At 60.3% G+C, this 15632-nt stretch carries 22 protein-coding genes; 15 read left to right on the top strand and 7 right to left on the bottom strand.

Annotation, left to right across the window (positions count from 1 at the left end; translation table 11 throughout):
• Positions 1-227: 227 nt before the first annotated feature.
• Together AC24YW_RS00130 and AC24YW_RS00135 are read right to left on the bottom strand one after the other, a co-directional pair.
• Entirely contained in the window at positions 228-719 is a 492-nt protein-coding gene (locus AC24YW_RS00130) for an Lrp/AsnC family transcriptional regulator (RefSeq protein WP_487480798.1), read from the bottom strand.
• A gap of 152 nt (positions 720-871) precedes the next feature.
• A complete protein-coding gene (locus AC24YW_RS00135; protein WP_487480799.1) occupies positions 872-1177 on the bottom strand; it encodes an ETC complex I subunit in 306 nt (101 codons plus the stop codon).
• A gap of 248 nt (positions 1178-1425) precedes the next feature.
• On the opposite strand from AC24YW_RS00135, the gene AC24YW_RS00140 reads away from it, so the two are divergent.
• On the top strand, positions 1426-2598 hold the full coding sequence (locus tag AC24YW_RS00140) for an OpgC domain-containing protein (protein ID WP_487480800.1): 1173 nt from the start codon (positions 1426-1428) through the stop codon (positions 2596-2598).
• A gap of 157 nt (positions 2599-2755) precedes the next feature.
• Positions 2756-3181 carry a translational machinery protein gene (locus tag AC24YW_RS00145; protein ID WP_487480801.1) on the top strand — a complete coding sequence of 142 codons (426 nt, stop codon included), beginning with the start codon at positions 2756-2758 and terminating at the stop codon, positions 3179-3181.
• 61 nt (positions 3182-3242) lie between these two features.
• Here the strand turns inward: AC24YW_RS00145 and AC24YW_RS00150 are convergent, their stop codons facing one another.
• Positions 3243-3437, bottom strand: coding sequence for a hypothetical protein (locus AC24YW_RS00150; protein WP_487480802.1), 195 nt, complete (start codon positions 3435-3437; stop codon positions 3243-3245).
• A gap of 837 nt (positions 3438-4274) precedes the next feature.
• Between AC24YW_RS00150 and AC24YW_RS00155 the strand changes: the two genes are divergently transcribed.
• Entirely contained in the window at positions 4275-6062 is a 1788-nt protein-coding gene (locus tag AC24YW_RS00155) for a DUF6538 domain-containing protein (protein ID WP_487480803.1), read from the top strand.
• A 177-nt stretch (positions 6063-6239) separates the two neighbouring features.
• On the opposite strand, the gene AC24YW_RS00160 is transcribed toward AC24YW_RS00155, so the two are convergent.
• The 3 genes from AC24YW_RS00160 to AC24YW_RS00170 all read right to left on the bottom strand — a co-directional run bounded on the left by AC24YW_RS00160 (position 6240) and on the right by AC24YW_RS00170 (position 7521).
• Positions 6240-6785 carry a hypothetical protein gene (locus AC24YW_RS00160; RefSeq protein ID WP_487480804.1) on the bottom strand — a complete coding sequence of 182 codons (546 nt, stop codon included), beginning with the start codon at positions 6783-6785 and terminating at the stop codon, positions 6240-6242.
• Positions 6786-6787: 2 nt separating this feature from the next.
• Entirely contained in the window at positions 6788-7147 is a 360-nt protein-coding gene (locus AC24YW_RS00165; protein ID WP_487480805.1) for a hypothetical protein, read from the bottom strand.
• Between the two features lie 77 nt (positions 7148-7224).
• Entirely contained in the window at positions 7225-7521 is a 297-nt protein-coding gene (locus AC24YW_RS00170) for a hypothetical protein (RefSeq protein ID WP_487480806.1), read from the bottom strand.
• A 687-nt stretch (positions 7522-8208) separates the two neighbouring features.
• Between AC24YW_RS00170 and AC24YW_RS00175 the strand changes: the two genes are divergently transcribed.
• The 12 genes from AC24YW_RS00175 to AC24YW_RS00230 all read left to right on the top strand — a co-directional run bounded on the left by AC24YW_RS00175 (position 8209) and on the right by AC24YW_RS00230 (position 14931).
• Positions 8209-9432, top strand: a complete 1224-nt coding sequence (locus tag AC24YW_RS00175; RefSeq protein WP_487480807.1) for a phage portal protein — start codon at positions 8209-8211, stop codon at positions 9430-9432.
• Positions 9432-10100: a tail assembly protein gene (locus AC24YW_RS00180; RefSeq protein WP_487480808.1), complete on the top strand. Its 669-nt coding sequence runs from the start codon at positions 9432-9434 to the stop codon at positions 10098-10100. The genes AC24YW_RS00175 and AC24YW_RS00180 overlap by 1 nt, the downstream gene beginning before the upstream one ends.
• Positions 10100-10429, top strand: coding sequence for a gene transfer agent family protein (locus tag AC24YW_RS00185; RefSeq protein WP_487480809.1), 330 nt, complete (start codon positions 10100-10102; stop codon positions 10427-10429). Before AC24YW_RS00180 ends, AC24YW_RS00185 begins: the two co-directional genes overlap by 1 nt.
• Positions 10419-10691: a hypothetical protein gene (locus tag AC24YW_RS00190; RefSeq protein ID WP_487480810.1), complete on the top strand. Its 273-nt coding sequence runs from the start codon at positions 10419-10421 to the stop codon at positions 10689-10691. Before AC24YW_RS00185 ends, AC24YW_RS00190 begins: the two co-directional genes overlap by 11 nt.
• Positions 10692-10693: 2 nt before the next feature.
• On the top strand, positions 10694-11185 hold the full coding sequence (locus AC24YW_RS00195; RefSeq protein ID WP_487480811.1) for an HK97 family phage prohead protease: 492 nt from the start codon (positions 10694-10696) through the stop codon (positions 11183-11185).
• 25 nt (positions 11186-11210) lie between these two features.
• Positions 11211-12344: a phage major capsid protein gene (locus tag AC24YW_RS00200; RefSeq protein ID WP_487480812.1), complete on the top strand. Its 1134-nt coding sequence runs from the start codon at positions 11211-11213 to the stop codon at positions 12342-12344.
• A gap of 16 nt (positions 12345-12360) precedes the next feature.
• A complete protein-coding gene (locus AC24YW_RS00205) occupies positions 12361-12936 on the top strand; it encodes a hypothetical protein (protein WP_487480813.1) in 576 nt (191 codons plus the stop codon).
• A gap of 337 nt (positions 12937-13273) precedes the next feature.
• A complete protein-coding gene (locus AC24YW_RS00210) occupies positions 13274-13570 on the top strand; it encodes a hypothetical protein (RefSeq protein ID WP_487480814.1) in 297 nt (98 codons plus the stop codon).
• Positions 13552-13896, top strand: a complete 345-nt coding sequence (locus AC24YW_RS00215; RefSeq protein WP_487480815.1) for a hypothetical protein — start codon at positions 13552-13554, stop codon at positions 13894-13896. Before AC24YW_RS00210 ends, AC24YW_RS00215 begins: the two co-directional genes overlap by 19 nt.
• Positions 13897-13913: 17 nt before the next feature.
• Positions 13914-14204, top strand: a complete 291-nt coding sequence (locus tag AC24YW_RS00220) for a head-tail connector protein (RefSeq protein WP_487480816.1) — start codon at positions 13914-13916, stop codon at positions 14202-14204.
• Entirely contained in the window at positions 14204-14617 is a 414-nt protein-coding gene (locus AC24YW_RS00225; RefSeq protein ID WP_487480817.1) for a DUF3168 domain-containing protein, read from the top strand. Before AC24YW_RS00220 ends, AC24YW_RS00225 begins: the two co-directional genes overlap by 1 nt.
• Positions 14617-14931 (top strand): phage head closure protein, encoded by a 315-nt coding sequence (locus AC24YW_RS00230; protein ID WP_487480818.1) that lies wholly within the window; start codon positions 14617-14619, stop codon positions 14929-14931. The genes AC24YW_RS00225 and AC24YW_RS00230 overlap by 1 nt, the downstream gene beginning before the upstream one ends.
• A gap of 2 nt (positions 14932-14933) precedes the next feature.
• Here AC24YW_RS00230 and AC24YW_RS00235 read toward each other — a convergent pair whose 3' ends face one another.
• Positions 14934-15587, bottom strand: coding sequence for a hypothetical protein (locus AC24YW_RS00235; protein ID WP_487480819.1), 654 nt, complete (start codon positions 15585-15587; stop codon positions 14934-14936).
• Positions 15588-15632: the final 45 nt, after the last annotated feature.

Here is a 15632-nt window from a genome sequence, read left to right on the forward strand (position 1 = left end):
TTCGGGCGACCTCCCGAAAGCATGGACCCGCGCGGATCGCCACTCTGTGAGACAGTTCACACGGCCGCGTCTATTTTTTGGGGGATGCACTTACCCTCCTCCAAGTAAGATCTTCGAACGCTACTTCAGTTTGAGTTGGTATAATGCCGACGTCGCCCGTCGATCGCCTCCCCATGCCTTCGGAATTGATTCAAAATGCAGTGCAGGCCGCCGACGGGCGTGGCCTGCTAGCCCGCTGATGCCACCGCGACCTCCTGAAGCGGCAGCGGCACGTCCTTGGCAACCCCGAGCACGGGGAAGCTGCGGACGTTCTTGACGTTTGGCATCGCGGCGAAATGCAGGAGCTGCTGGCGCATGCTTTCGACACTCGGCGCCACGCATTTGAGCAGATAGTCGGTGTCGCCGGAAATCCGCCAGCACTGCTGGATGCGCGGAATCGCGGCGATCGAGCTCTCGAACGCCTCCAGTACCGGCTGGGCCTGGCTGCCGAGCTGGATCGAGACGAACGACACCACCTCGTAGCCGAGCAGCCGCTCGTCGATCACCGCGCGCACCGCCCGGATCACGCCGCGGCTGAACAGCGACTTCAGCCGCCGCAGGCAGTTCGGCGCGGACACACCGACCCGCAGCGCAAGCTCGTTGTTACGAACCCGCCCGTCCTGCTGCAGCTCGGATAGGATTTTCAGATCGACGCCGTCGAGCTGGTCACGCCCCGCCATACCCTGCCCTCGCTCATAAGCTTGTCATGAGCAGCGAAGCACGGAGGGGAATTGGTGCCAAGGGCAGAACCTGGAGTGCTGGCCACCAATCGACGTGTGCGGAATGCCGCGCCGCCACAGGCCGAGCGTGTCCCGCCGGCGCGGCCGCCCCCTCAGTGCGTCCAGGGCTCGCCGCGGCGGAACGAGAAATTGTCGGCATAGGCAACCGGCCGCCGGATCGACTCCTTCGGCTCGATCACCTGATAGGCGATGCCCTTGCGCTCGCAATAGGCGATCGCCTCTTCCTTGCTATGGAAGCGCAGCGTGATCTGCTGCTTCATGTCGGCCGACGAGGTCCAACCCATCAGCGGCTCGACCGCCCGCGGCTGCTCCGGCTCGTAATCGAGCTGCCATTCCCTGGTCTTGGACCGGCCCGATTGCATCGCGTTCTTGGCAGGCTTGAAAATGCGTGCGGTCATGGATGGTCCGGGCCTCCAGGTCTTTTCGTTCGATTTCGATGCGTCACGGTGGCAGTTGGTGGAAATCTCGGGGATAGTATAGAGAAACCGGTTGGGATTGATCGTGATTCCGGCCCCGGCACCCTCGCCAACGGTATAGTCATTATGCTGCACCGTGACAATTGCGTACCCGCCTTCCGCGCCGGGATCCCGCCCGGCGCCGTCTCGTCGATACCAGCAGACCTGTCCCCTCCGAGAGCATCCGTCGCATGGCCTTCCTGAACGTCAGCGCCACGCTTCCCGACAAGGGTCGCGACCTCCGGCTCGACCTGTTTCGCGGTGTCGCGAACTGGGCGATCTTTCTCGACCATATCCCCGACAACGTCGTGAACTGGATCACGACCCGCAACTACGGCTTTTCCGACGCGGCCGACCTGTTCGTCTTCATCTCCGGCTACACCGCCTCCTTCGTCTATGCACGGATGATGCTGGACCGCGGCTTCATCGTCGGCGCCACGCGGCTGACCAAACGGGTCTGGCAGCTCTATGTCGCCCACATCATCCTGTTCGTGATCTACATCGCCTCGATCAGCTATCTCGCGCTGCGCTTCGGCGATTCCGAGATGATCAACGAGTTCAACGTCGCCGGCCTCGTCGACAACGCCACTGAGACGCTGCGCCAGGGTCTTTTCCTGCGCTTCAAGCCGCTCAACCTCGACGTGCTGCCGCTCTACATCGTGCTGATGGGCCTGTTTCCGCCGGTGCTGTGGTTCATGCTGCGCAAACCCGATTTGACGATGATCCTGTCGATCGTGCTGTGGCTCGCCGCGCGGCATTACGGCTGGAACCTGACCGCCTATCCGGCCGGCCAGTGGTACTTCAACCCCTATTGCTGGCAGGTGCTGTTCGTGTTCGGCGCCTGGTGCTCCATGGGCGGCGCGCGGCGCTCGGCAGCGCTGATCAACTCGCCAATCACGCTGTGGGTCTGCCTCGGTTATCTCCTGTTCGCGCTGGTGATGACCATGGCCGGCCGTTTCCCCACCTTCGGCGGCATGTTCCCGGAATGGCTGTTCTCGGCCTTCAACCCCAATGACAAGACCAACCTCGCACCGTACCGCTTCCTCCATTTCGTGGTGATCGTGATCCTGGTGATCCGCTTCGTGCCGAAGGAGTGGCCGGGGTTGGAGTGGAAGGTGTTCGACCCCCTGATCGTCTGCGGCCAGCAGTCGCTCGCCGTGTTCTGCGTCGGCGTGTTCCTGTCCTTCGTCGGTCATTTCGAGCTGTCGATGAGCTCGGGCTCGCTGCTCGCGCAGATCTTCGTCAGCGTCGCCGGCATCGCGATCATGACGACGGTGGCTTATTACATCTCGTGGTCGAAGAAGCAGGACAAGCCGCTGAAGCCGCCGCCGGCCAAGCCGGTTGCGGAAGCGAAGGCGGCCTGAGAACGTTTCGCTGCGGCCTTCGGAACGCCCCCGCGAAGCGGGCGCTCGGGGATCGGATTGACCTGGGTCAACAGAGGTGACGCCGGCACGCATAGTGTGCCGCGACTTAAGCCGCCGCACAGAGCCCGGCGGCCTCCTCTCGCACAAGGCCCAACTCATGCCCTCTCATTTCCACGCCGTGGTATGGATCGATCACTCGCAGGCCCGCATCTTCCATCTCGGCCTGAGCGGCTCGGACGAAGTCACGCTGCATCCGCACCTGGCGACGCGTCATCTTCATCACAAGGCCAATAGCATCGGGAGCGGCCATGCTGCCCCCGACAAGGTGTTCTACGCCGAGGTGACCGCGGCCCTCGCCGATGCCGGTGAGATCCTCATCATCGGGCCGGCGAGTGCGAAGACGGAGCTGGCCAGCCATATCCGCGCAAATGCGCCCGACCTGGCCAAGCGGATCGTCGCGGTGGAAGCCGCCGACCATCCCTCCGACGCCGAGATCGTCGCCTATGCGAAGCGTTACTTCAAGCTACCGCTGCCGCGCGTGCAGGCGCCGGGATCGGCAGCCGGCGAGCGGCACGCGAGCTAGGAGCGTACTGCGTCAACGACCATCCGAGGCGCGATGACGCTCATCCCGACCTTATCGCCCTTCAGGCCGCCTCTTCACCGTCGAACTCGGTGAACTTCTTGTAGATCCAGTCACGGCCGTCGTGGCGACGCCAGACCTTGCCGAGCACGAACTGCCCGTTGATGGAGCGGCGCGGCACGATCACCGTCCAGAGGTGCCAGATCTCGGTCCAGTTCGACTGTGGACCGACGGTCCCGATATTGCGATCAAGAGACATGGCAGAAACTCGCTGGCGCAGAACTTAGGCTGAACCGCGCGCCGCGACGAACCGTCATCTGTGGCCGCACAGAGTGAGAGCAGCCCATCGCGAGCCGGGACCGACCTGATAGCAGCCAGCCAAACGGCCGCAACAGCCGCTCGCCTTTAACCTTGCCGATCAACCTTACTCTTCTTAGGATGGGCGGCGCGATCGGTTGAAAGCCCGCGCCGGTTTTCCTAGAATGCCCGTGATTTGAGGACGAGCGCGCCGTTTCGGCGCATGCTGATTTTCAGACTGAACTTTGCCGACGATCGAACGTTTGGAAGCAAGTGGATTGCGGGGGGACCATGATGAAATTGCAATGTGCACGTCTGGGCCTCGCGCTCCGCGTGACGCCGCCCGCGCCGATCGCGAGCATGGCCTCGCAACAGCCGCCGCGAGCCGCCAATGACAACCAATTGGCCTGGTCGTACGTCCCATTTCCGCCCGGCTGGTACGCTTCGAACTGACGCGCACGACCTGCAAAAACGCAACGCCGCACAAGCGGAATATTCATCGCTTGGCGGCGTCCGTTTAGACATTGGGCGCTGAAATCCCAACATGGATTTGTCTATCGCGACGTCCAAAGGTTCGATGAGGCTTGCCGATGCCGCGGACGCCAGACGGCTGGACGCGCCTTGCCCTTGCCGGTGGATGCTGACTTGAGGACCGGCGCCGCCCGGGACTGGTCGGGGCAGCTGGATTGGTTCTGCCCCTACCAAAAACCCAATGAAATCAATAAATGATTGAATCACAATGGCTTATTAGCTAATGATAGCCCCATCAACTGTTACGACTCCGTATTACGAGGGGCTGATGGGACTGGCGTCAAACATCCAACGGCGGGGCGGTTCGGCCGTCTATTACGTCCGGCTCGCGGTCCCCAAGGCGCTTCAATCCGTCGTCGGCAAGAAAGAGATTTGGAAGAGCACCGGGGTTCGGGAACCGAAGGCGGCACGAATCGCCGCGCTGCCCATCCTGGCGAAGTACAGGGCGCAATTCGAAGAGCTGGCTCAGCGGCAAGAGCCGACGCCCGGTGACCTACAGGCAGCCGTCTGGCGCCACTATGAAGCCGTTCTGGAATACGACCGCCGGGAGCGCGCGGCCATGCCGACATCGGCCCAGGTCGAGACAGCCAAAAATCAGTTGATGGCCGACATCACTGCCGGGGCGGTTCCTTGGTCTGACGATCCCGCCGTTCAGCTCGGCGCCGCCGTGGACCTGATGGTGATGAAGGATGCTCCCGCCTACGCGCAGAAGCGGCGGGCGATCAAGTTTGCCCAGGTCCGCAAGCATCTCGCCACAGGCGAGACCGGCGCGATTGAATGGGCGGCGGACGCGGTGATTGAGCAGGAACGGCTGCTCATTGAAAAAGGCTCGCAGGCTTACCGAGACCTTTGCCAGAAGCTTCAGCGGGCGGAGATTCAGGCATTGGAGCGCGGCGCGGAGCGCGACCGGGGCAACTGGTCCGGCACGCCTACCGATTCGGTCGTGGCGCCCGCAGACCCGACGGCAGGCCGAAAGAAGGCCGCCCCCGGTGAAAGCCTCTGGGAACTCTATGACCGGTTCGAAAGCGAAAAGAAGGCCTCCGTCAGCCTCGACACCTGGACGCAGAACCGCGTGATTGTTGGGCTGTTCTTTGAATTCATCGGGGAGACCTCGCACGTCTCCGCGATCACCCGGAAAGCCGTCCGCGACTGGAAGCACGCCCTCGCCTCTTGGCCGGTCAAGGCCCTCAAGATCAAAGAATTCGAAGGGATGACCTTCCGGAAGATCATTGAGGCGAACAAGACGATCGGCAAGCCGACGATCAGCGAGAACACTACCAATCGCTACCTGTCCGCCATCGCTGGCTTTTGCGAATGGCTACTCAACAACGAATACATTGAGCAGGATGTCATCCGGGGCATGTTCCTCGCGATCGACAAGAAAAAGCAAAAGGTGTTCCCCTATTCGGACGATCAGTTGCGGACCATCTTCACCTCGCCGCTGCTCACGCGCTGCGCTGGCGATGACCAAGAACACAAGCCCGGTGACGTTGAGATCAGGGATTGGCGCTATTGGCTGCCCCTGATCGCGATCTATACCGGCGCCCGGCTTGGCGAGCTGGCGCAGTTGATGACGGCGGACGTTCGCCAGTTGCACGGCGTCTGGATTTTCCACGTCACCCGCGAAGGCTCCCGGCTTAAGTCGACCAAGACGGACGGCAGTCAGCGCGTGGTGCCCGTCCACAGCGGGCTGATCAAGCTTGGCTTCCTCGACTATCACGCGGCCATGCTGGCGCGTGGCAAGGCCCAGCTATTCCCTGAGCTGAAGCCGGACACTCGGGGATTCTTCTCCCGGACGCCCTCCCGGTTCTTCGCTGGCTACTTCAAGCGGATTGGCGTGAAGACAGACAAGCGGCACAATTTCCACAGCTTCCGGCATGGAGTGGCGGATGCGTTCCGCGCGGCCGGATATCTAGATGAACAGCATGGCGTTTTGCTTGGTCATGCCAAGGCGACGACGACCGGTCGATACGGCATTATGCCAGAAGGGCCGTTGCAGGACCGCGTGAAGATGATTGAGGCGATCAGATACCGCACGGCGATTCTTGACTCCTAAGGTGTCCTGAGAATAGCGAATCACGGTATAGTCGCCTCATTGCATTGCAGGAGGGAATCGCTATGTCGCAAGGGAAGCCGCCACCGCCTCCGCCGCCGCCGACTACTGTTCAGAAGGGCATTCCGAGGCCGCCGCCTCCGCCGCCACCGAGGCCCTTACCGGTCAAGTGAGGCTGCGCTACGCCCAATAAGCCATCCAAACTAGTGCGGCCCCAACAAATGGGGCCGCAACACCGAGAGCATAGGCCTTCATCAGTCTTTCTGTCCCACGACCGCAGATGTTGTGATTGTGCGCAATCGTTTCGATTGACTGCTCAATATAAGCTTTGGCGGTGACCTTTAGCTCGCAGTCGTTATCCAGCGCCCATTTCCAGAATTCGGGCCTTCTAGACGGCAAGAAAATCGGAACAGTCCAAAGGACACCGATAGCGAGCAGGCACCCGACGAACAAGGTGCCAACGGCGCCGCCAATCATGAGTCCGAGATAAAGCGTGAGTCTGCCAGCCTGTTGAAGCGCGATGGCGGCAGTAGTGAGCGCGACGATTACAGGCATGTAAACTGCCAAGACCCTGAGTGCGCGATCGTCGTGAAACAGAGCCAGTTTGACCAATTGCTCTTCGTGTCGAGCAGCGTCGTGAATTGCTTGTTTAGCGACTTCGTCGGCGGTGGGATTTGGCGCGTCCCCTATGAACGAATGCCAAGCGTCATTCGGGGTTCCGGGCATGTTTAATCCTGTCCGGTAAGGCTTTGGGCGAGCGGTTCGATTAGGTCCCGAGCAAGCCCCTTGGCCTCTGCCCTGCTCAATTGCCTTTCGACGCCCGCAGGCGTGCGCACAGCCACTAGATCTCCATTGGGTGAAACGTAGATGGCAGCGTCTTCTGCAAGACTGATAGCGGGCGCGGACTTGCCGTCCGATGCCAAATTTAGGGCGTCTGCGATCTGCCGGGACTGCGGATATCGAAAATATGGGAAATGCTCATCGTCCAAGACCAGCGCAAACCCGCCGCGCCCAGGCCGATCGCCTTCGCCCATGATAACTTCCTGAAGAGACCAACGCTCGCGAGAAATATTGAACGGTTTAACCATTGTACGCTCACCCGAAAAGAAAAACCCCGCGCAATCTATGCGCGAGGCCGTGTCATGCAAGGGAATTGCGCAAGAGATCAGTGGATTGCTTGTCCCCGCTCACCTTCAACGGCAGCCAACAGCGCGGCGCCATAAATTTCCTTCGGCCACATGTCGCCATCCACGCCCAAGCAGTGCTTGACCTGATCGGCGGTCATCCGTCCGGTGCACGGGCACGGCTCTAGATGGGCGAGCCGTTCGGCCAATCCGGGGCGATCGTGCAGCAAAGGCCCCATGGCGATCTTGATCAGCTCAACGTCGCCTTGCCCGGCAACCTTGGTCACCCTCTCAACAACGATCGCGTAAAGGGAATTCGGCAGATAGTCCTCAGTCATGTCAGCCCCATGTGATTATGCAACGGAACCGAGATGCCGCGATTTGGCTCCACGCGACAAGACCCCGGACTTTGCCGAAACCGAAAAGTAAGTTGATGCTGATATTCGGTGGTGAATCTCTTCAACGGCTTGGGCATTGAATATTTTTTTCGGTGTAAGTCAGCACTTACACCGCCGCGACCACCCGTAAATTTCCCAGGGTGACCGGGGCGATTCATGTAACGCAGCGTTACTGACCGGGGCGATTTCAAGCGTTACATGACCGGGGCGATTTGGAGCCCAACGTTACATGACCGGGGCGGTTTTCAGCCCTATGCTATTGAAAGAACAAGAAATCATGACCGGGGCGGTTCTGTAACGCTGTGTCGTCTAAGTAAGAGAAGAGAAGTAAGAGAGTATATCTATTAGATAGACGGCGCGGCGTTACAGGATCGCCCCGGTCATACCCTCTCCGGAATGGAAGCACCTCTCGCGGTGACGAATACTCCTCCGGAATGCAGCAGCGCGTTGCGCCTGCAATAATACAAATGCGACAATTCCGAAATTTCGCTTGCGCAATTCGAAAGCGTGTGAGATCATAATTGCGTCGGTGATTGCACGCGAGCAACGTGATCCCGACTTCAGAGCAAACAAAGGGGAATTACACCACGCATCCGCAATCCAGCGGACGCGCAACCCCTTTTGGTTATGTCTCTCACTTCGCGCCTCAAACAGCTAATCGGCCTCGAAACCAAGTCGGGCGTTTCATCGCCTGAACCTTGGCTTGTCGAGATGTTCGGCGCGAGCCCCACCCTTTCGGGTGTGACCGTCACGCCCTATTCCGCCATGTCATGCGCGCCCGTCGCCTGTGCCGTGCGGTCGATCAGCGAAGCAGCGGGCTCACTGCCGCTCCACATTTACAAGCGGCTCCCGGACGGTGGCAAAGAGAAAGCCCCGGAACATCCACTCTACGGCCTTTTGCATGACGCGCCGAACACCTTTACCGCAGCTGCGCTGTTCCGTACCCAGCTCATGGCCGACGCGCTTTTGCAGCCTCATGGCGGCTTTGCGCTCATCAATCGCGTTGACGGCGGCAAGCCCGCTGAATTGATCCGCCTTGATCCCCGGACCAACCCGGTAGCCGTTGACGACTCCGACGTTGAGCCGACTTACAAGCTTGACGGTCGCGCGATCGACGGCGCGGACCTCATCCATCTCCCGACCCCGGCTTACGACTCGCGCAAGGGCTTGGTTGGCGAAGGCCGCGAGGTCATCGCGCTCGCCCTGGTCCTGGAACGCCATGCCGCAAGGCTGTTCGGCAAGGGCGCCCGCCCCAGCGGCGTCCTCACCACGAAGGGCAACGCGACCCAGGAAGCGCTCGCCAAGGTCGCCACGGCCTGGAACGCTGCTCACGGCGGCAACAAATCGGGCGGCACGGCGATCTTGCCGGGCGATTTCAACTGGCAAGCGCTAACGCTCAACAGTGTTGACGCCCAATTCCTTGAGATGCGGACCTATGCAGTCGCGGAGATCGCCCGGCTTTGGCGCGTCCCCCTTCACATGCTGATGCAAGTCGATCGCGCTCAGCCGCGATCGATCGAGGCAATCGGCCAAGAATTTCTCTCGCAAGCTCTGTTGCCCCGGCTCAAGTCTTTCGAGCAAGAGCTTGAGTTGAAGCTTCTGTCTCCGGAAGAGCGGAAGCAATACTGCATTGAGTTCAACGTTGACGGCTTCGCCCGCGCCGATCTTCTCGCCCGGGCGCAAGCGCTCAGCGCCACCGTTTCCGCTCGAATTCTAAACCCGAACGAAGCGCGGCAGCTTGGCTTTGGCTATCCGGCCTATGAGGGCGGCGACGTATTCGAGAACCCCAATACCAGCTCAGCGCATCAGGGCGGCAAGCTCAACGGCAACGTTCAGACGGAGGCCGCGTGATGCTTCGTTCGGTCCATCTCCACGGCAAGCTCGGCAAAGAGTTCGGCGCGTCCCATCGCTTTGACGTTGCAACGGCCGCTGAAGCCCTGCGCGCCCTCAACTGTGCATTCCCTGGTCGGTTCGTGAAGGCACTTCAGGATGGCTATTACAAGGTCGTGCGCGGCGACAAGCGCAACGGGATGCAGCTCGACCTTGACCTGATAAACGAGTTCAAGCTCGGCATTGCTGACCTCCACATAATCCCGGTCGCGAAGGGCGCCGCATCCAATACGGCGAAAGGGACCACGAAGATAGTTCTCGGTGCGGCCCTTGTCGGCGGCGCGATCTTCTTGTCAGGCGGCACACTTGCCACCCCGCTTGCGGCCTCCGGCATTCTGAGCGGCACGACCTACGGCACGATTGCAGCGATCGGACTGGGCCTCGCACTGTCCGGCGCCTCCTCGCTACTCAGCAAGCCGGCCTCCGAACAAACCGAAGCCTCCAATGGCCTCAGCGTCACGGGCGGCAATATCGGAAATTCAGGCCGGCAAGGCGACGCGATTCCGTTGATCTACGGCGAATGCGTTGTCGGCTCGACGCCGGTTCAAGCGTGGTCGGATGTGGAAGATATCAGTGTCTATGCCGATAGCTCCGGCTCAATCGAGACTGCCTTTGGGGAGGCCGGTTGATGGCTGATCAGTCTTACATCGCGTTCTTTGGCGATGGCGAACACACATTCCGCCTCACCAAGCGTGAGATTGAAGAGCTTCAAGTCAAGTGCGGCTCCGGTATCGGCGCGATCGCAAATCGCCTATTCGCGCGCAACTTCGCACAGGCCGACATCAACGAAACTATCCGCCTTGCCCTGATCGGCGGAGGCATGTCGCCCAAGCGCGCGCATGAATTGATTGTGGCCTACGTGGATGGCCGCCCCCTCATTGAAACATATGAACTCGCCGCGAAGATCCTTGAGCGGACGCTCTGCGGCAATCCGCATGGAGAAGCAAATGCAAGTTAACCTGACAGCTAACGGCGCAGCCGGCCCTGTGCGTTGGTCGGGTGGCACCGGAAAAGTCACGGTGTGGGGCACGTTGGGCGGCGGCACTGTCACGCTTCAAATGTCGCCCGACAATGGCACCACTTGGCTTAACGTCGATCGTGCAGGCGACACCTACGTAACCTTTTCGGCTCCAGGCGGCGGCGTCTTTGAGCTCGGTCTATGCCTGATCCGGTTCAATCTCACTGGCGCCACTTCGCCCAACGTTTGGGTCTCGCTGTGAGTATGGACCGTCTCGAAATCAAGGCAAAGCTCAGCGTCAGCGATGAAGGTGAAATCACCGGCATCGCTTGGCCGTTCAATGCCGGCCCGGACAGCTATCAGGATCTGATCACCAAGGGAGCTTTCGGGACGATCCTTCCGGACTTGCCTATCCTCTATCAACACCGGCCGGACGATCTGGTCGGAACCTGGAACGAGGTGAAAGAGACAGAGGAAGGTTTGTCCGTCAAAGGTCAGCTTCATCTCGACCAACCGCGCTCGCGTTCAATCCGCGCGATGCTCAAGACGCGCCTCATCACCGGCCTTTCGATCGGCTTCCGGACCAAGGCGGCCCGCAAGCAAGGTCGTGGCCGGATCATCGACGCACTCGACCTCGCAGAGATCAGCTTGGTTCGCGACCCCGCCCATCCCCGCGCCCGGATCACTGGCGCGAAATCCGACGACGCGGCGCGCGCCGTGGCCGATCTCATCAAGCGTTTCACGGCAACGCTGTAATCCAAACCTGGAGCTAGACGACCCAATGAAGACTGCGCATGCACTCGAATTTAAGGATGCTGGCGAAGCTGACGACCCGATCGCCAGCGTCGCTAAAGAGCTGGCGGACCTGAAGGCCGCCCTCGAAACGAAAGCGGCAAACGACAACACCAAGCTCACCGAGCGCCTGGATCGCATCGAGGCCAAGATGAATCGGCCCAACGGTCGGGCCGCGAACGACAATGAGCCCAAGATCGAAACCAAGGCTTTCGAGTCGTTCCTTCGCGGCGGCGCCGACAAGATGGACGACCTCGAAAAGAAGTCGCTGGTTGTCAGCAACAACACTGCGATTGCGCCCCCGGAATTCGGCAATGAGATTCTGAAGCTCCTCCGCCAATTCTCGCCCATCCGCCAATATGCGAACGTCCGCACCATCGGCGCCGGTCAGGTCAAGTATCCCCGGCGCACCGGCAGCCCCGCCGCCGTGATCGTCGGTGAAACTGACGACCGCACCGAGAGCGAGCCGTCCTATGAACAGATCGGCATCACTCCGTATGAGTATGCGACCTATACGGATATCTCAAACTGGCTCCTGGAAGATAACGCCTACGGCATCGAGGGCGAACTTCACTCGGAATTCGGCGAGGCCTTCGGCATTGGCGAGGGCACCCATTTCGTCAAGGGTAACGGCACGACCCAGCCCATGGGCCTTCTCAATGCCACGGGCATCGCCACCGTCGTCACCGGCAACGCTACCAGCTTCCCGACGTCGTATCCGGCCGACGTGCTGATCAACATGTTCCACAAGCTTCCGGGCGCGCATGCTCAGAATGGCGTGTGGCTCATGAACCGCAACACGCTCGGTGCTATCCGCCTTTGGAAGGATGGCATGGGCCGTTATTTGGTCCTGGACCCGATCTCGGACGGCGCGCCGACCACGTTGCTTGGCCGCCCGATCGTTGAAGCGGTCGATATGCCTGACATCGCGGCGAACGCCTTCCCGGTCATGTTCGGTGACCTCAAGGGTTACCGCATCGTCGACCGCGTTGGCATTTCGATCCTTCGCGACCCCTACACGCTGGCGACCAAGGGCCAAGTCCGCTTCCACGCGCGCAAGCGCGTCGGCGCCGACGTGACTCATCCCGATCGCTTCGTGAAGCTCAAGGTCTCCGCGACCTAAGCGAAGGGACACAGCTATGCGGCTCGCAATCGACGAAATCAGCCTCACGTTGTCGACTCCCGGCGTGACGTTGAACCTCCGCGCGTCCTTGCGGGCCGCATTCCAGCTTGCCCAATCCCACGGGGATTTCGGCCGGCTTTACCAAGCGATCTTTGAGCGCGACCTTACGGCCATTTCCGACCTGATCACCGTCGCGTGCGTCAACCAATCGGATTGGATCGAATACGCGCGCAAAGAAGACCCCAGCATGATCCCCGCCCTCTTGGCGACGCGTGATCAGCTTCTCGAATTCATCCCCGTGCTGTGCGGCGCCACCGACAAGAGCGACGACCAACCCCAGCATGGCGAACCTCTGTCGTTTGAGGAGTATTTCACCCAACTTTATCAGATCGGCACGGGCTGGCTCGGATGGACCCCCGAAGCGACCTGGAATGCCACAGCGGCAGAGATCATGAACGCCAAGGAAGGCCGCGTTCAGATGCTTGCCGCGATCTTCGGCAAGCGCGACGACACCGAGACAATCGACGCTACTAAGGGCATGCCCGCCGATGTCCGGAAAGAGATCAACGCAATCGGAAGGGGCAAACGCTAATGCCCTTCAAACCCCGTCGCGTCTGTGCCTGTGGCAAAATCGTCTGGTCCGGCGAGCTATGCACGTGTCAGGCGCGCCGCAGGGCAGAGGCCGATCGCAACCGCCCTACGGCCCATCAGCGCGGCTACGATTCCAAGTGGCGCCGCGAGAGCAAGGAATTCCTCGCCCTGCCCCAGAACCGCTTCTGCGCATGCGGTTGTGGTCGCATCGCGGATTGCGTCGATCATAAGATTCCCCATCGCGGCGACATGAAGCTGTTCTGGGACCGCTCCAACTGGCAACCGCTCGCCAGCTCGCCTTGTCATGCGAGCCGAAAGCAATCGCGGGAGCGCCAGCAATGAGCGAAAAGCAATTGTGGTGCGCCGTGATCCAGCAAGCAGTCATTGACGCAACAGAACCGCTCTCTACCAAGTTGAAGTGGCGCCGGAATGAACAGCTCTCTGCTCGCGACTGGCTGACCAAGCCGAACCGCGATTTCATCGAGGTATGCGCGCTAGCAGGCCTAGAGCATCAGCATGTCAGCGCCTATGCCACCAAACTCATTGCCGATGCTGCCAAGCACGATCAGCCACTCGGAATGCCAACCGCCAGACGTAGAGCCAACAGGAACACCGAATGTCAGTCCGCCGCCTAACCCATGATGGTCAAACCCTCACTGTGCGTGAGTGGTCCAACCGCACCGGCATTCCGGTGCAGGCCATCTATCGCCGCATCAACATCGGTTGGTCTGTAGAGCAGACACTGACGACGCCCTCCCGCAAGCGAACCAAGCCAACGCGCGGCGCTATACTTGAGAGTGAGTTTTACAAGCTGGTTTGCAGCATTGATGGCGCATTGCGTGTCTTTCGCAAGCGCATCGGTAGCTACGTGTTCGAAGAGACAGACACCCCGGGGGTGGTCGAAATGTTTGCAGAAAGTCGCCGCGACCGGTGCCCCCGGGTCGCGCAAGAGAGCGCCTAATTGGAGTTTTTCTGACCATGCCCGGCATCACCCTAGACCAAGCCAAGGCGCACCTGAACGTCACAATCGACGCTGACGACGCCTTGATTACCGACAAGCTGGCGGCGGCAAAGGCGTTGGTTGGCGCCTATACGGCCTCCGATGTGGACGCGGAAGGCACCCCGGCTCCCGTGGGTGAAGCCGTGCTCCAATTGACCGCACACCTCTATCAGAACCGCGAAGCTTCCCTGATTGGCGTCACCGCCCAGGAATTGCCGTTCGGTTTCATCGATCTTTTGGCCCCTTACCGTGCGTTTTGCTTCGGCTGATGACCAATTCTGAACCCTCTTATGACCTGCAAAAGGCTATCCGGGCGCGCCTGATCGCGTCTGAAGAGCTTATGGCTTTGGTCGATCCGGACGCGATCATTGACGCCAACGGGCGCCCTGAGCGCATGCCGTGCGTCCAAATCGGCGAAGGCCAGACCATCTTCCGGCGCTGGGACTCGACCACCCACGCGACCTTGCACGTCTGGTTTCAGGAGCCGGGCCTCGCCCAATGCAAGCAAGCCGTCGGCGCGATCGTTGAGGCCTTGCGGGTTGACGCCCAGGTTAGCGGCGTCTTGGCCCTGGACCATTTCACCTGTCACGACCTGATGGTGACCCAGACCCGGTTCATGCGCGACCCCGACGGCTATAGCCATGGCGTGGTAACCGTCGCAGGCATCATGAAGGCCAACTGATGCGCGCCGGCAACCTTGATAGGATCATTGAGATTCAGCGCCGCACCACCGGCCTCGACCTCTACGGCACACCCGTAGAGACCTGGGCCACGTTCGCCACCATGCGGGCGCAACTGCTCAAGAATGCCACCGACGACCGGGAAGACGCGCGCGGGCACACCACCGACGCGGTTCTGACCTTCCGCATGTACTACTTTGCCGGTCTCAACCTCAATGACCGGCTGCTCTATGAGGGGCAACAATATGACGTGAAGCAGATCACTGAGATTGGGCGCCTCGTCGGGATGGACGTTACTTGCGAGCGGGTTGGCTGATGCTAATCATCATCAAAAGGCTCGCCGTGGAGCCGAACCATCCTCTCATTCTCATCCAAATCGGGCGCCAGTTGCTTGATAAGTGGATCAAGCTCGTCCTTCACCAGTACTGCGGAATGCCAGAGGCCATGCAAAAGCGCTGCGGCCTCTTCGATCATAGCATGTGGTTTCTTGCCAACCTCCCACGCTATCCGGTTTTCTCCCAACTCACTGCGAAGCCGTTTGAGGCTTCTCAGACAATTTCTCGCGTTTCGAATCTCCCCAATGATCTCGCGAGGAAAGAGATCAAGATAAGCCCATGCTTCCTCCAACTCCGGAGGCTCCTCGACATAAAAATTTTCCGCACTGATGATTTCCGTCTCTTCCAGTGGGTCAAAGGAGAGGTAGTCGCCTTTTTCCCGAGCCTTATCGGCGATCTCTCGAAATGCAAATTCAAGCTTCAGGTAAAGCGCCAGCTTGCGGCGCATTTCGTCTCGCTCGGCAATACTCTGATCATGGCTAACCTTCGCCATAGCTCCACGATAAGCGAGCGCTGCGCCACCGAATGCTACCAAGGCAGCCGCCAGCGTCTGCCACTTGCTCAGATCCAAGGCGATCATCACGATAAGGATGATGCCAACTGTGGTTGCAATGCCCGGCCATTCAGGGGTTTTCATCTCTCAAAAATGGCGCGGCTCCCGATTCTTGTCGAGGGGGTTGCA

This window comes from Bradyrhizobium sp. USDA3516, from assembly GCF_057651995.1.

Coding starts and splice junctions, on each gene's coding strand:
- AC24YW_RS00130 (WP_487480798.1), bottom strand. CDS start 719: ATGGCGGGGCGTGACCAGCTCGACGGCGTCGATCTGAAAATCCTATCC.
- AC24YW_RS00135 (WP_487480799.1), bottom strand. CDS start 1,177: ATGACCGCACGCATTTTCAAGCCTGCCAAGAACGCGATGCAATCGGGC.
- AC24YW_RS00140 (WP_487480800.1), top strand. CDS start 1,426: ATGGCCTTCCTGAACGTCAGCGCCACGCTTCCCGACAAGGGTCGCGAC.
- AC24YW_RS00145 (WP_487480801.1), top strand. CDS start 2,756: ATGCCCTCTCATTTCCACGCCGTGGTATGGATCGATCACTCGCAGGCC.
- AC24YW_RS00150 (WP_487480802.1), bottom strand. CDS start 3,437: ATGTCTCTTGATCGCAATATCGGGACCGTCGGTCCACAGTCGAACTGG.
- AC24YW_RS00155 (WP_487480803.1), top strand. CDS start 4,275: ATGGGACTGGCGTCAAACATCCAACGGCGGGGCGGTTCGGCCGTCTAT.
- AC24YW_RS00160 (WP_487480804.1), bottom strand. CDS start 6,785: ATGCCCGGAACCCCGAATGACGCTTGGCATTCGTTCATAGGGGACGCG.
- AC24YW_RS00165 (WP_487480805.1), bottom strand. CDS start 7,147: ATGGTTAAACCGTTCAATATTTCTCGCGAGCGTTGGTCTCTTCAGGAA.
- AC24YW_RS00170 (WP_487480806.1), bottom strand. CDS start 7,521: ATGACTGAGGACTATCTGCCGAATTCCCTTTACGCGATCGTTGTTGAG.
- AC24YW_RS00175 (WP_487480807.1), top strand. CDS start 8,209: ATGTCTCTCACTTCGCGCCTCAAACAGCTAATCGGCCTCGAAACCAAG.
- AC24YW_RS00180 (WP_487480808.1), top strand. CDS start 9,432: ATGCTTCGTTCGGTCCATCTCCACGGCAAGCTCGGCAAAGAGTTCGGC.
- AC24YW_RS00185 (WP_487480809.1), top strand. CDS start 10,100: ATGGCTGATCAGTCTTACATCGCGTTCTTTGGCGATGGCGAACACACA.
- AC24YW_RS00190 (WP_487480810.1), top strand. CDS start 10,419: ATGCAAGTTAACCTGACAGCTAACGGCGCAGCCGGCCCTGTGCGTTGG.
- AC24YW_RS00195 (WP_487480811.1), top strand. CDS start 10,694: ATGGACCGTCTCGAAATCAAGGCAAAGCTCAGCGTCAGCGATGAAGGT.
- AC24YW_RS00200 (WP_487480812.1), top strand. CDS start 11,211: ATGAAGACTGCGCATGCACTCGAATTTAAGGATGCTGGCGAAGCTGAC.
- AC24YW_RS00205 (WP_487480813.1), top strand. CDS start 12,361: ATGCGGCTCGCAATCGACGAAATCAGCCTCACGTTGTCGACTCCCGGC.
- AC24YW_RS00210 (WP_487480814.1), top strand. CDS start 13,274: ATGAGCGAAAAGCAATTGTGGTGCGCCGTGATCCAGCAAGCAGTCATT.
- AC24YW_RS00215 (WP_487480815.1), top strand. CDS start 13,552: ATGTCAGTCCGCCGCCTAACCCATGATGGTCAAACCCTCACTGTGCGT.
- AC24YW_RS00220 (WP_487480816.1), top strand. CDS start 13,914: ATGCCCGGCATCACCCTAGACCAAGCCAAGGCGCACCTGAACGTCACA.
- AC24YW_RS00225 (WP_487480817.1), top strand. CDS start 14,204: ATGACCAATTCTGAACCCTCTTATGACCTGCAAAAGGCTATCCGGGCG.
- AC24YW_RS00230 (WP_487480818.1), top strand. CDS start 14,617: ATGCGCGCCGGCAACCTTGATAGGATCATTGAGATTCAGCGCCGCACC.
- AC24YW_RS00235 (WP_487480819.1), bottom strand. CDS start 15,587: ATGAAAACCCCTGAATGGCCGGGCATTGCAACCACAGTTGGCATCATC.